The following is a 13,823-nucleotide window of genomic DNA, read 5'->3' as shown; positions in this document are numbered from 1 at the left end:
CGCCGCACACTGCACACCTCGGGCAGCGGGCAGCAGCCAAAAGCCAAAAGCCAAAAGCCAAAAGCCAAAAGCCAAAAGCCAAAAGCCAAAAGCCAAAAGCCAAAAGCCAAAAGCCAAAAGCCAAAAGCCAAAAGCCAAAAGCCAAAAGCCAAAAGCCAAAAGCCAAACAACCCCTCAGACCGACATCGACCGCCGCACCGCCCCTGACGAATCAAGCGGCAGCGCAACGACCGCCTCCAGCCCGCCGCCATCCCGGTCGCGGAACGTCAGCGATCCGCCGTGCAGGCGGGCGATCCGCTCGACGATCGCGAGTCCGAGGCCCGTGCCGCCCGCATGACTGCGCGCATTCGCGCCCCGGCTGAACGGCGCCTTGAGCCGTTCGAGTTCGGCCGCGCCGATACCGTTGCCGCGATCGCTGACCACCGCGTACGCGATGCCGCGCTCGGCCCACGTACGCACGCCGAGCCCTGTCCGGCCATAGACGACCGCGTTCTGCATCAGGTTCATCAGCAGCCGCATCAGGCTGATCGGACGGAACGCGAACGCGGGTACCTCGCCTTCGTCGAAATCGAATTCATGGCCGAGCCCCGCGAAATCCGCGACGAGCTGGCCGATCAGCGCATTCAGGTCGCCGGTTTGCGGCGTTTCGCGCTCGCCGCTGCCTGCGTAGTCCATGAATTGCTGCAGGATCGTATCGATCTGGTCGAGGTAATGCTCGGTCGACGTGGTGAGCGCGTCGTGCGTGCCGCGCGGCAGCGCCATCGCGATCGCCAGGCGCAGCTTGGTGAGCGGCGTGCGGATGTCGTGCGACACGCCGGCCAGCATCAGCGAGCGGGTCGCGTCCGCCTGTTGCAGCGCGTCGGCCATCTGGTTGAATGCGCGGCTGACGTCGGCGATTTCGGTCGGGCCGTCGGTGGGCAGCGGCGGCGGGCGCTCGCCCGCGCTGACGCGCTGCGCCGCCCGTGCCAGCGCATCGAGCGGCCGGTTCAGGTGGAGCTGGATCAGGTAGCCGGTCAGCGCCGCGAGCAGCGCCAGCCCGACCGACAGCACGAGCGCCGTCGTGATGCCGCTCGCCTGCGCGTCGGCGGCCATCGGCAGCGGCACCCACACGGGCGAGCCGGCCACGTGCAGGCGGATCCACAGGCGCTCGTCGTCGCCCGATTGCCAGCGCGCCGGGAGGTCGGGCGGCAGGTGGCGCTCGAGCGCCTGCATGAACACGTCGCGCTGCCAGGTGCGGAAGAAAGCCGCCAGGTTCGGCGTTTGTGGCGGTGCGGCGGGCGGCAATGCGGCCTGGCCGCCGAACTGCGCGATGACCGTGCGGCCGGCGTCCGGCGGCAGGGCAGCGAGCGTGCGGTCGAGCAACTGCACGTAGTCGGAGAAGACGATCGACGCCCGCTCGATGCGTGGACGCTGCACGTAGTGCAGCAGCACGGTGAGCGAACAGACGAGCGACAGCGCGACGAGCGCCACCAGCAGCGCGATGTTGCGCGCGAGCAGCGAGCGCGGCAGCGGGATGCGCATCACGACTCGATGCCGGCCACCAGCATGTAGCCGATGCCCCAGACGGTCTTGATGAAGCGCGGCTTGCCGGGGTCGTCCTCGACGATCTGCCGCAGCCGCAGGATCTGCACGTCGACGCTGCGGTCGAGTGCGTCATGGTCTCGGCCGCGCGCGCGGGCGAGCAGGTTCTCGCGGCTCACCGCGCGGTTCGGCGACGAGCCGAGCGCGTGCAACAGCAGCATCTGCGCCGAATGGATTTCCACGGGTGTGCCGTCGCGCATCAGCGTCTGCTGGCCGACGTCGAACGTGAACGTGCCGAAACGCAACCGCTGCGACGTGACCGTCGGCTCGCCGGCCGCCATCTTCTGTCGCCGCAGCAGCGCGCGGACGCGGGCCACGAGTTCGTCGGGGAGAAACGGCTTCGCCAGGTAATCGTCGGCGCCCGTCTCGAGGCCGACGACCTTGTCCGCGGCGTCGCCTTTCGCGGTGAGCATCAGGATCGGCAGCGTCTGGCCTTCGGCGCGCAGGCGCCGGCACACGCTCAGGCCGTCCTCGGGCTCCATCATCAGGTCGAGCACCAGCAGGTCGTACGGTTCGCGCTGGAGCAGGCGGTCGAGCCGCTTGCCGTCGGCGACCGCGCGCACCTGGAAGCCGTGGCTGGTCAGGAAGCGCTGCAGCATGTTGCGCAGCTCGGCTTCGTCGTCGAGCACGACGATCCTGCAGGACTGTTCCATCGCTTGCCTCCCGGTGCGTGCGCGGCCGGATCGTCGTGCGGGCTCAACGGGCCGCCATGCGCTGGCGCATGAAGCCGGCGAGCTGCTCGAGCGTGACGTAGCCGTTGTGCTGCGTGTCGATTTCGTCGAAATGCTGCGCGACCATCGGCATGCCCGCGGCCGCCTGTTCGCGGGTCAGCTTGCCGTCGTGCGTCGTGTTCGCGCTGGCGAAGCGGGTCTGCAACTGCATCAGCGCACGTTCGACGCGTGCACCGCCGTTCGCCGCGCCGGGCGGCATCTGCTGGGCCGACGCTGCTGCTGAGACGATACACAAAACGACGACGGCAATCATCTTCTTGATGGACTTCATGGGGTTTCTCCTTGCGTGGCCGACGGTCTGCGCCGGCCGGGTGGTTGATGAAACGGATGGAAAATGAAACGAAGCGAAACGAAGCGGGTCCGCGTTATGCCCAGTGCGCAGGCACCCACACGCGGCCGGCCCAGTGGGCGGGCACCCAGATGACGGCGCGCGGCGGATGAGCGACATACACGGCGCGCGGCGCGACGTACACGGAGCGCGGCAACGGCGGCGCGAGGTACAGGACCTTCGGCGGCGGCGGGGCGACGTAGACGACGCGCGGCGCGGGTGTGACGACGACGGCCTTCGGCGCCGCAACACGCGCGACCTTCGGCGGGGGCGGCGGCGTGACGATGACGGCGGGCGGAGGCGGCGGGGGCGTGACCACGACGGCGGCCGGTGCGGGCGCCGGTGCCGCGGCAGCGACGGTGGCGACGGGCGGCGGGGCCGTCACGACCACGGCAGCAGGCGCGGGCGCCACGACGGGCACCGGCACCGTCCCGCCGGCCACGACGACCGTGCCGCCCGCCGTCGTGCTGCCGTGGATCACGGCCGTGCCACCGGTCGACACCGTGCCGCCGTGCACGACCGCCGAGCCGCCCGACGTCGTCACGACACCCGGCGCCACGCGCGTCGCGCTGCCGGAATGCGTGACGGTTCCACCGTCGGTGCCCGTCACGGTGCCCGAGCGCGAGCAGGTCGAGCCCGCGCAATTCGTCGATGCCGTGTGGCTGGCCGTGTTGCCGTTCGCGCCCGTGATCGTGCCGCTCGACGAATACTGGCCCGGGCCGTTGCGCGTCACGCTGCCCGACGTCGTGGCGCTGCGGCCGTCCGAGCCCGTCAGCGAACCGGTGTGCGAGCAGGTGCCGCCCGCGCAGCTCGTGTCGCCGCTGTGTTCGACCGAGCGCCCGTTCGGGCCGACGGCCGTGCCGTTGTTCGAGAACTGGCCGGGCGCGGTGCGCGTGACGGTGCCCGTGTTGGTCGCGATACCGCCGCCGGGGCCGATCACGCTACCCGCATGCGAGCAGCTGCCGCCGCCGCACGAGCCGGCGTGTGCGCCGTTGTAGGTGCCGCGCGGCGTGTACGCGGTGCCGTGGCCGGACCAGCCGGCGAAAGCCGGCGCGCAGGCGAGGGTGAGGGCAGTGGCTATGACGAGAAGGCGGGTTTTCATCGGGTGTCCTTGCGGTTCGTTTCGGTGCACGCAGTGGCGTGGCGACGGGACGAACTTTAGGGCGATGACACGCGCTCGTCGCGTCATAAAAGATGTCGCGGTGTTACACGTGGCGTGCCGATTCGAAGTGCGACGAATGCGTGTGCCGGCCGCGCCGATCGCGGGCATGCCGTGCCGGGCAAGGCTGTCGGCGATGCAATTGCGTGAGAGCGGGGTGGCGCGGCACGGGGGCCGAACCTGTCTTGCGCAGCGCGCAAATGTGTCGCGGCGACATGCGGCGACATATTTGCCGGCCGATTCATGCATGCATTGCGGTGAATCGCGCGACCCGAACGCGGGCAGTGCGCCACGTGCGACCGGAACCGGCTTCTCCTTCCTGAAGCCGTAATCGCATGCCGTCCGACGAATCGGCTTCCGATCGGCACCTGTCGCATGCATGTGTCGCGCAGCCGCATCCGTCGCCGCCGGTTGCGTGCAGCGTCGACCGGTTTCGGCGCGACAGGCGGCGATACATTGCTCGCCGGACATGCAAGCGCGCACGCACAAGCGGGCCGGTTTTCAACCCATGAGCGCACGCGAGCGCCGCTTACCGCCCGGACGCATTTCACCGCGACATGCGGTGACACATTTCCCGCATGACACACGAACGCGCAGCCCGAAATCGGCCCCGCTCCAGCCCGCAAGCGCCTCCGCCCGCCGCACCTCATCCGAGCGCCTTCCCCCACGACATACGGCGACATATTTCCCGCGTGGTCTTTCCGTTCCGCGCCCACTACAGTGCGTTCCATTCGACGCGATGGCAGCCCGTGCCGCCGATGACGCGTCCGACTCAACCGGAGGAAAGGTCCATCATGCTCACCACCACAGGAAAGCTCGCGTACTACGTCACGCTCTTCATCGTCGCCGTCTCGCTCGTCGAGGCGGCCGTGCTCACCTGGCGCCGCGCCCGCGGGCCGGAACCGTTCGACTGGAACGAGGTGTGGCTGTCGCTCGTCGATCTCGCGGGCCGCAAGCTGCTCGCGCTGGTGCCGCTGTCACTCGCCACACCGCTGTTCGACCTCGCATGGGCGCACCGGCTCTTCACGATCCCGCTCCACAGCATTGCACTCGCGCTGCTCGTGTTCGTCGGCCAGGAGTTCTGCTACTACTGGTATCACCGTGCGTCGCACCGCGTGCGGTTCTTCTGGTCGACCCATGCGGTGCATCATTCGCCGAACCAGTTGACGCTGTCGTCCGCGTTTCGTCTTGGCTGGACCGGCAAGATCGCCGGCGCCGCGATGTTCTTCACGCCGCTCGTGTGGCTCGGCGTGCGTCCGGAAGCCGTGCTCGCGATCCTGTCGTTCAACCTGATGTACCAGTTCTGGCTGCACAACACGTGGATGCCGAAGCTCGGCTGGCTCGAAACCGTATTCAACACGCCGTCCGCGCACCGCGTGCACCACGCGTCGAACCTCGACTATCTCGATGCGAACTACGGCGGCGTGCTGGTCGTGTTCGACCGGCTGTTCGGCACCTACGTCGCCGAGCGCGCCGACGAGCCGTGCCGTTTCGGCCTCGTCACGCCGACCCGCTCGCGCAACCCGTTCGTCGTCGAGCTCGAGCACTGGGCGAGCCTTGCCCGCGACGTCGCAACCGCCCGCGACGTGTGGACCGCGATCCGCTTCGTGCTGCTGCCGCCAGGCTGGCGCCCCGACAACCAGGGCGAAACGACGGAAGAACTGCGCCGTCGCAGCCTCGTCGCGGTGCGCACGGATGCGTGAACGGCGCTACCCTGTGGCACATTGCCGGCCGCGCATGCATGCCGCGGCCGGCATTGCTCATGCGACACGCATCATCAAGCAACCCTCGATCCAGGAGAAAACATCGATGGAACACGATTTCAAGGGCAAGGCCGTCGCGATCACCGGCGGATTCGGCCATCTGGGCGTCGCGACGGCCGCGTGGCTCGGCGCGCGCGGCGCACGCGTCGCGCTGATCGGCCGCGGCGCGGCCCCGGCGGCGCAGGCACTGCCCGGCGTGCCGGCCGACGCGCTGCGCATCGGCGGCATCGATCTCGTCGATCCGCAGGCCGCCGCGCAGGCGCTCGACACCGTGCAGCGCGAATTCGGCCGGGTCGATGCGCTGCTGAACATCGCAGGCGCGTTCGTGTGGCAGACGATCGCCGACGGCGACGCCGCCACGTGGGACCGCATGTACGAACTGAACGTGAAGACCGCGCTGAACGCATCGAAGGCCGCGCTGCCGCACCTGCTGGCGAACCCGGCCGGGCGCATCGTCAATATCGGCGCGGGCGCGGCGTTCAAGGCCGGCACGGGGATGGGCGCCTACGCGGCCGCGAAGGCCGGCGTCGCGCGGCTCACCGAGGCGCTGGCGGCCGAGCTGCTCGACCGCGGCGTGACGGTGAACGCGATCCTGCCGAGCATCATCGATACGCCGCCGAACCGCGCCGACATGCCGGACGCGGATTTCACGCGCTGGGTGAAGCCGGAGCAGATCGCGGCGACGATCGGCTTCCTGCTGTCGGCCGATGCGCAGGCGATCACCGGCGCGTCGATTCCAGTGACCGGCCGCGTGGCATAGCGCGGCAGGGCAAGGGCAAGGCAGGGGCTCGCGCCACGGCCGGCCGTGCGTACAATGTCGCACCGGATTGCGCGAGCCCAGCCTGAGACCATGCATCAGCCCACTATCCTGATCGTCGAAGATGAAGTGGCGATCGCGGACACGATCATCTATGCCCTCGGCACCGACGGCATGCAGACCGTCCACTGCATGCTCGGCCAGGCGGCGCTCGACCACCTGCGCGACACGCGCGTCGATCTCGTGGTGCTCGACGTCGGCCTGCCGGATCTCAGCGGCTTCGAGGTGTGCCGGCGGCTCCGCACGTTCTCCGACGTGCCGGTGATCTTCCTCACCGCGCGGCACGATGAAATCGACCGGATCGTCGGGCTTGAGATCGGCGCCGACGATTACGTGGTCAAGCCGTTTTCGCCGCGCGAGCTGGCGGCGCGGGTGCGCGTGATCCTGCGGCGCTTCTACCGGACGGCCGCGCCCGAAGCGGCATCCGCGCCTGCAACATCACCCGCACAGGCCGAGACAACCGCACCGGGTTTCACACTCGACACCGACGGCGCCCGCGTATCGTGGCTCGGCCACGCACTGGACCTCACGCGCTACGAGTTCGGGCTGCTGGCGCTGCTGGTCCGGCATCCGGGGCGCATCTATTCGCGCGAACAGCTAATGGACCTCGTGTGGCACGAGGCCTTCGATTCGGCCGACCGCACGGTCGACACGCACATCAAGACATTGCGCGCGAAGCTGCGCGCGATCGACCCCGAGCGCGACCCGATCCGCACGCATCGCGGGATGGGTTATTCGCTGCAACCGTAACGACCGGCACCGCCCATGCATATCGGCCTGCGCATCTTCTTCGGTTTTTTCCTGATCGTCGGCCTGGCTGCGCTGATCACGCTGCGCGTGTTCGTGCAGGAGGTGAAGCCGGGCGTGCGCGAGGCGATGGAGGACACGCTCGTCGATACCGCGCAAGTGCTCGCGACGCTGGCCGCCGACGACATGGCGAACGGCCACATCGCCGACGGCGCGTTCGCGCGGCAACTGTCGAAGCTGCACGAACGCCCGATCAGCGCGAACGTATGGGGCGTGCAGAAGAACACGATCGGCTACCGCCTCTACATCACCGACGCGCACGGCATCGTGCGCTACGACTCGTCCGGCCGCGCGCTCGGGCAGGACTATTCGCGCTGGAACGACGTGTACCGGACGCTGCGCGGCGAGTACGGCGCGCGCAGCACGCGTAGCGATCCGAACGACGACAGCAGCACCGTGATGCACGTGGCGGCGCCGATCCGGCACGGCAACGCGATCATCGGCGTGCTGACGATCGCGAAGCCGAACCAGACGGTCGCGCCGTTCATCGCGCGCAGCCAGCGCAAGATCATGCTGTACGGCGCATTGCTGATGGGCGGCGCGATCCTGATCGGCGTGGCCTGCACGTGGTGGCTGGTGGTCGGGCTGCGGCGCCTGCAGCGCTATGCGCGCGCGATCGCGGCGGGCGAGCGCGCCGACATGCCGCTGCAGGGCGCGAGCGAACTGGCCGAGCTCGGGCGCGCGGTGGAAAGCATGCATCAGCGGCTGGAGGACCGGCAGTACGTCGAGACCTACATCCACACGCTCACGCACGAGATGAAGAGCCCGCTGGCGGCGATCAGCGGCGCGGCCGAACTGCTGCAGGAGGAGATGCCGGTCGCGAACCGGCGGCGCTTCACCGAGAACATCCGCCGCCAGGCCGGCCGCCTCGAACAGATGATCCGCAAGCTGCTCGCGCTCGCCGAAGTCGAGCAGAAGCAGCGCCTGTCGGTGCGCGAACCGGTCGCGCTGCGGCCGGTGCTCGAACAGCTCGTCGACGATATCGAGCCGCGCGCGCGGCAGCGCGGCGTGAACCTCGCGATCGACGCGCACGACGCGGCCGATCCGGCGATCGTCGAAGGCGATCCGTTCCTGCTGCGCCAGGCGCTCGGCAACCTGCTCGACAACGCGCTGGATTTCGCGCCGCAGGGCAGCACGATCCGCATCGCGCTCGAACGGCAGCCGGCGGGCAGGGCGCACGTCGCGGTCGTGCGCGTGGCCGACGACGGCCCCGGCGTGCCCGACTACGCACTGGCGCGCGTGTTCGAGCGCTTCTATTCGCTGCCGCGCCCCGACGGCCAGGATCGCAGCACGGGCCTCGGGCTGTGTTTCGTCCGCGAGGTCGCGATGCTGCACCGCGGCCAGGTCGCGCTTGCGAACCGCGACGAAGGCGGCGCGTGCGCGACGCTCACGCTGCCGTCGGCGGGCTGAACACACCTCGACTTCACGTTCGCCACACCTTCGCTTCACACCGGCTTCAATCGCCCTTCACCGGGGCGGCTCATGCTGACCGTACCCTTTTACTCCGGTACCTGTCGGCCATGAATCGAGTCCTGTTGTTCAAATTCGCGATCACCGCGTTTCTCGCGCTGCTGATCCTGATCCCGTTGCAGATGGTGCAAAGCATCGTGCATGAACGGGCCGCGTATCGCCGGGATGCGCTGCAGAGCATCTGGTCGAGCTATGCGGGGCCGCAGACGGTGGCGGGCCCCGTGCTCGTCGTGCACTACACGGAAGTCACGCGGGTGCGCGACGATTCGGCGGCCGGCGGCGCGACGAAGACGAGCCTGCGCAGCGAGACGAAGCGCCTGCTCGTGTTTCCGAAGACGCTGAACGTCGACGGCACGCTGACGACCAGCGTCCGCTATCGCGGCATCCACAAGGCGCTGGTGTACGAGCTGGCAAGCCGGATGACCGGCACGCTGCCGTTGCCGGACCTGAAGAAGCTGCCGCAGGCGGACGGCCACGTGAGCTTCAAGATCGACGATGCCTATGTGTCGATCGGCATCGGCGACATTCGCGGGCTGACCGCGCAGCCCGACCTGCGCATCGGCGGCACGCGCTTCGACGTCGAGCAGGGCACGCGGCTGGACAGCCTGCGCCAGGGCGTGCACGCGAACGTCGATCTCGCGGCGCTGGCGGACGCAAACGCGGGGGCGGTCGTGCCGTTCAGCGTCGACCTGCCGTTGCGCGGTGCGGATTCCGTCGCGTTCGCGCCGGTGGGCGACCAGAACGATTTCTCGCTGAAATCGACGTGGCCGCATCCGAGCTTCGACGGCGCGTTCCTGCCGAACAACCGCACGGTCGATGCGCGCGGCTTCACCGGCAACTGGCGTGTGACGTCGTTCAATACGAAAGCGCGTGAGCAGATCATCTCCGGCGACGGGGAAGGCGCGATCGAAATGGCGTCGGTGTCGGTGATCGAACCCGTGAACGTCTACCTGCAGGCCGAGCGTGCGACGAAGTACGGCGCGCTGTTCGTGATGCTCACGTTTGCAAGCTTCTTCATGTACGAGCTCGTGAAGCGGCTGCGCATTCACCCGATCCAGTACACGCTGGTCGGCCTGTCGCTCGCGCTGTTCTTCCTGTTGCTGCTGAGCCTGTCCGAACACATCAAGTTCGCGTATGCGTACCTCGCGGCGAGCGGCGCCTGCATCGGGTTGCTCGCCTTCTACCTGTCGTTCGTGCTGCACAGCGTGAAGCGCGGGGCGGTGTTCGCGGTGTTGCTCGCGGTGCTGTACGCGGCGCTCTACGGGTTGCTGCTGTCGGAGGACAATGCGCTGATGCTCGGTTCGCTGCTGCTGTTCGCGATCCTCGCCGGCATCATGACGCTCACGCGCCGCGTCGACTGGTATTCGCTCGGCGCCGCGTGGCAGCCGCTGGCCGACAAGGCGGGTGCGGGTGCCGCGAAGCCGGGTGCGCAGGGGAAGTAAGCGCTCGGGGTGTGGGCAGGCGCGCCGGTCGGGAAGGTGACGGCCGGCGCGTCATACGGCGCGGTACCACATCGCCACATCGCTGATTCACGCGCGCGGTGCAGGCCGCCGAAACCGTGCCAGCGGAATTTCGGCAACAGCGGTGATCTCGATCAGCAGATCGGGATGGTAGAGACGCTCGACCTGGACGGTCGTCGTCACGGGATAAGGCTCGGCGAAGTAGGTCTTGCGGATGTCGCCTGCCTGCATGAAGGCGTCGATGTCGGTCGCGTAGTGAACGAGCGAGATCACGTCCTGCATCTGTCCACCCATCGCGTTGAGCACGGTGCGGATGTTGTCGAGCGTCTGACGCACCTGCGTGCGCATGTCGCCGTGGCCGACCACCCGGCCGTCGCGGTCGAGCGACACTTGCCCCTTCAGATGCACGATCCGGCCATCGCCCTGGATCACGGCCATCGAGAACGCGCCGAACGGCGCCCAGACTTCCGGCGGATTCACTGCTTCGGCCATCGTGCGGCTCCTGTGGGGCGATGACGAGGATGCGGCGGCGAGCGTCGTGGTGGGTCCGGGTCGTGCGCCGGCCGGAACGCGATGGAAGCGAGACATCGACGGCGTCGCCGGGTTCGCCGACAATCGCGCCATTATGGATCAGCGCCCGGCGAAGCGTGAGCGACGCCACGTAGCGAACGACGGCACTCGAGCGGCTCGGCTTCGTGTTCCGCGATTCGCGGCAGGATTTCATCGACCGTCTGGACACGCGTTGCGCCGCGCTTGCGGAAGTGATTGCCGAAATCGATGCATGGACGCGCGAGGTCCGGATCCGCCACGACCAGGTGACGATACTGGGGATATGACGCAGCATGGTATGACCCGCGCGGCACGCATGCCGTGCGGCATCCGCTTATACTGAACGCGTCCATTCATTCGATTTTCGCCGTGCCCAACACTGTCTCTCCGGATCCGTCCGTCGACGATCCTCGTCCGACCCCGCCCATCCAGCCCGAACTCGAAGACTGCTGCAACAGCGGCTGTTCACCGTGCGTCTTCGATCTCTACGACGAAGCCCTCGCGCGCTATCGCGTCGAGCTGGCCGAATGGGAGGCGCGCCAGGCGCAACGCCAGCCTCACGCGTGAGCCGGATGCCGGCAAGCGGCTGCATCGGCAGCGCTTTCCGCGTCGGACCCTGCCGCCGCAACGCGATTCCCGCCGCGCTTACGTGCCTGCATGCAGCCGCCGATGCAGCGGCCCGAGCATCGCCGACAGCGCGATGCACACGAGCAACACGGCCGTCAGCGCGAACATCGACGTCCTGAAGCCCTGCACGTAATCGAGTGCGGCCGGATGCGCGCCGAGCCGGGCGAAGAACACGCCGCCGAGCGTCGCCGCGCCGACGGCCGCGCCGATCTGCAGCATCGCGGTGACCATGCCGGAGGCGACACCGGCGCGCGCCGTGTCGACTTCCGCGAGCACGATCCGCACGACCGACGGCAGCACGAGGCCCTGGCCGATCCCGATCGCCGCGATCCCCACGTAAAAGCCGATGCCCGGCGTGGCGGCACCCGCCAGCGCGGCGGCCGTCGCGACGCCGGCCGCGAGCATCGCGAAACCGAGCGTGAGCACGCGATAGCCGCCGAACCGGCCGACGAGTCGCGGCATCAGCAGCGGGCTCGACAGGAAGCCGAGCCCGAGCGGCAGGATCGCGAGCCCCGACGCGAGCGGCGACCAGTTCAGGCAGCCCTGCAGGTAGATGCCGTAGCTCAGGAAGAACGCGCTCAGCGTATAGAACAGGAACGCCAGCACGAGCCCGAGCGCGACGACGGGATTGCGGAACAGGCGCACGTCGAGCAGCGGATCGTGGCCGCCCGCGAGACGGCGCGCCTCGACCGCCAGCAGCGCGCCAAGCATCGGCAGCGCGCCGACGAGGCACGCGACCATCCACAGCGGCCAGCCGGCCTCGCGCCCGTGCGTGAGCGGGTAGACGAGCATCAGCAGGAACAGCGACAGCAGCACCATGCCCGGCACGTCGATGCGGTGGCCTTTCGGCGGCCGGCTCTCCGGGATGAAGCGCCAGCTGCCGATCAGCGCGAGGATGCCGATCGGCAGGTTGACGAGGAAGATCGCGCGCCAGCCGAGCCCGAACGGATGCAGGCTGATCAACGCGCCGCCGCCGAGCTGGCCGATCACGGCCGCGAGACCGAACACGAAACCGTAGAAGCCCATCACGCGCACCTGCTCCTGCGGGCTGAACACGCTGCGGATCGTCGCGAGCACCTGCGGCGCGAGGATCGCGGCGAACAGGCCCTGCAGCACGCGGCCGCCGACCAGCACCGCGCCGCTACCGGCAAGCCCGCACAGCGTCGACGCGACGACGAAGCCGGCCATCCCGATCATGAACATCCGCTTGCGGCCGTACAGGTCGCCGAGCCGGCCGCCGGTGATCTGCACGACCGCGTTCGCGCACGCGTACGCCGATACGACCAGCTGCAACTCGGCCGGGCGTGCGCCGATGCCGTCGCGGATGGCCGGCAGCGCGAGATTCACAATGAAGTAGTCGAGCGGCGGCAAAATCGCGCCAACCAGCAGGACCACCAGCGCCCAGCCGTGGTGGCTGCGCGGCGTCGCTGCGGCGGCCGTGCCGGCCGGCCCGCAGGGGGCAAGGGTGTCGTTCGTCATGGAAGCAGGTCCGAAAGAATGAGTGCCACATTCACGCCGGATGCGACGACAGAAGCGCCGGTTCGGCCGTGGGCGGGCGATTGACCCCCATTCTCGGTGGTGGCGATAAATCGGAAAAGCGGGAATTAGTGGTAGCATCCATCGGGTTAATCGATGGATGGGGAATGGCGATGCGCGGTTTCGACCTGGATCAGTTGCGTACTTTCGCGGCGGTCGCGGACGCCGGCAGCCTGACGGCCGCCGCGCCGCTGCTGCACCTGTCGCAGTCGACGGTCAGCGAGCAGGTGCGCAAGCTCGAATCGCGCGCCGGCGTGCCGCTGTTCGTGCGCAGCAAGCGCGGAGTCGAGCCGACGCCGGCCGGCTCGCGGCTGCTGCAGCACGCGCGGCGCATCGTCGCGCTGAACGAGGCCGCGTTCGACGAAGTGCGCGGGCAGGCGATCAAGGGCGAGCTGCGCGTCGCGATCACCGATTACTACCGGACCAACGAAGTCGCGGGGCTGCTCGCGCGGCTGCGGGAGTGCTACCCGCAACTGAGCCTGCACGTCAGCGCGATGAAGAGCGCCGATATCGAGGCCGCGCATGCGCGCGGGCAGGTCGATCTCGGCGTGGTGATGAACCTGTCGAGCGGGCCGTTCCGGCCGGCGTCGGCCGATACGCGCTGGGTGTTGCGGCGCGAGCCGCTGTCGTGGGTCGCATCGCCCGCGCTCGCCGAGCAGTTGCCCGAGCCGCTGCCGCTCGTGCTGCTGCCGGACGACTGCATGATGCATCAGGTCGCGGTGCGCTCGCTCGACGAGCAGCACATGCCGTACCGGCTCGTGCACAGCGCGTCGGGGGTGGCGGGGCTGCAGTCGATGCTGGCGGCGGGGCTCGGGGTGGGCTGCCTGTGCGCGTCGGCGATCGGCGACGGCATGATGCGGCTCGGCGCGAAATACCGGCTGCCGCCGCTGCCCGACGCGGTGTTTTCGCTGACGCCGCCGATGCCCGGCGAACGCGAAGCCGTCACGCAGGCGCGCGAGGTGCTGTCGCGGCAATTGCTGATGTAAAACCGGGCC

General features: G+C 68.9%; 14 protein-coding genes. 8 read left to right on the top strand and 6 right to left on the bottom strand.

Annotated elements, in window-relative coordinates:
• Nucleotides 1-174 precede the first annotated feature (174 nt).
• From CFB41_RS27015 to CFB41_RS27000, 4 genes are all read right to left on the bottom strand, one after another.
• Entirely contained in the window at nt 175-1,521 is a 1,347-nt protein-coding gene (locus CFB41_RS27015; protein WP_089458573.1) for an ATP-binding protein, read from the bottom strand.
• Nucleotides 1,521-2,234, bottom strand: coding sequence for a response regulator (locus CFB41_RS27010; RefSeq protein WP_089458572.1), 714 nt, complete (start codon nt 2,232-2,234; stop codon nt 1,521-1,523). The genes CFB41_RS27015 and CFB41_RS27010 overlap by 1 nt, the downstream gene beginning before the upstream one ends.
• A gap of 43 nt (nt 2,235-2,277) precedes the next feature.
• Nucleotides 2,278-2,583 (bottom strand): EF-hand domain-containing protein, encoded by a 306-nt coding sequence (locus CFB41_RS27005; protein WP_089442017.1) that lies wholly within the window; start codon nt 2,581-2,583, stop codon nt 2,278-2,280.
• Between the two features lie 94 nt (nt 2,584-2,677).
• Nucleotides 2,678-3,742 (bottom strand): hypothetical protein, encoded by a 1,065-nt coding sequence (locus CFB41_RS27000; protein WP_089458571.1) that lies wholly within the window; start codon nt 3,740-3,742, stop codon nt 2,678-2,680.
• Nucleotides 3,743-4,593: 851 nt separating this feature from the next.
• Between CFB41_RS27000 and CFB41_RS26995 the strand changes: the two genes are divergently transcribed.
• The 5 genes from CFB41_RS26995 (at nt 4,594) to creD (ending at nt 10,098) form a co-directional block, all read left to right on the top strand.
• On the top strand, nt 4,594-5,502 hold the full coding sequence (locus tag CFB41_RS26995) for a sterol desaturase family protein (protein ID WP_089459001.1): 909 nt from the start codon (nt 4,594-4,596) through the stop codon (nt 5,500-5,502).
• A gap of 106 nt (nt 5,503-5,608) precedes the next feature.
• A complete protein-coding gene (locus CFB41_RS26990) occupies nt 5,609-6,322 on the top strand; it encodes an SDR family NAD(P)-dependent oxidoreductase (protein WP_071332246.1) in 714 nt (237 codons plus the stop codon).
• Between the two features lie 90 nt (nt 6,323-6,412).
• Entirely contained in the window at nt 6,413-7,129 is a 717-nt protein-coding gene (gene creB, locus CFB41_RS26985) for a two-component system response regulator CreB (RefSeq protein ID WP_089458570.1), read from the top strand.
• 15 nt (nt 7,130-7,144) lie between these two features.
• Nucleotides 7,145-8,596 carry a two-component system sensor histidine kinase CreC gene (creC, locus tag CFB41_RS26980; RefSeq protein ID WP_089442022.1) on the top strand — a complete coding sequence of 484 codons (1,452 nt, stop codon included), beginning with the start codon at nt 7,145-7,147 and terminating at the stop codon, nt 8,594-8,596.
• Nucleotides 8,597-8,706: 110 nt separating this feature from the next.
• Nucleotides 8,707-10,098, top strand: coding sequence for a cell envelope integrity protein CreD (gene creD, locus CFB41_RS26975; RefSeq protein ID WP_089458569.1), 1,392 nt, complete (start codon nt 8,707-8,709; stop codon nt 10,096-10,098).
• 87 nt (nt 10,099-10,185) lie between these two features.
• Here creD and CFB41_RS26970 read toward each other — a convergent pair whose 3' ends face one another.
• Nucleotides 10,186-10,608 carry a RidA family protein gene (locus CFB41_RS26970; RefSeq protein WP_089458568.1) on the bottom strand — a complete coding sequence of 141 codons (423 nt, stop codon included), beginning with the start codon at nt 10,606-10,608 and terminating at the stop codon, nt 10,186-10,188.
• Between the two features lie 203 nt (nt 10,609-10,811).
• On the opposite strand from CFB41_RS26970, the gene CFB41_RS38295 reads away from it, so the two are divergent.
• Together CFB41_RS38295 and CFB41_RS26965 are read left to right on the top strand one after the other, a co-directional pair.
• Nucleotides 10,812-10,952: a hypothetical protein gene (locus tag CFB41_RS38295; RefSeq protein ID WP_179250172.1), complete on the top strand. Its 141-nt coding sequence runs from the start codon at nt 10,812-10,814 to the stop codon at nt 10,950-10,952.
• Between the two features lie 82 nt (nt 10,953-11,034).
• Complete coding sequence (locus CFB41_RS26965; RefSeq protein WP_089442227.1) at nt 11,035-11,232, top strand: oxidoreductase-like domain-containing protein; 198 nt, start codon at nt 11,035-11,037, stop codon at nt 11,230-11,232.
• 78 nt (nt 11,233-11,310) lie between these two features.
• On the opposite strand, the gene CFB41_RS26960 is transcribed toward CFB41_RS26965, so the two are convergent.
• Nucleotides 11,311-12,771, bottom strand: a complete 1,461-nt coding sequence (locus CFB41_RS26960) for an MFS transporter (protein WP_089458567.1) — start codon at nt 12,769-12,771, stop codon at nt 11,311-11,313.
• 170 nt (nt 12,772-12,941) lie between these two features.
• Between CFB41_RS26960 and CFB41_RS26955 the strand changes: the two genes are divergently transcribed.
• Nucleotides 12,942-13,814, top strand: a complete 873-nt coding sequence (locus CFB41_RS26955) for a LysR family transcriptional regulator (RefSeq protein ID WP_089429065.1) — start codon at nt 12,942-12,944, stop codon at nt 13,812-13,814.
• Nucleotides 13,815-13,823: the final 9 nt, after the last annotated feature.

This window comes from Burkholderia sp. AU33803, assembly GCF_002223095.1.
Lineage (GTDB): Bacteria > Pseudomonadota > Gammaproteobacteria > Burkholderiales > Burkholderiaceae > Burkholderia.
The sequence above is the reverse complement of the archived record's forward strand: the minus strand, read 5'-3'. Positions and strand labels throughout refer to the sequence as shown.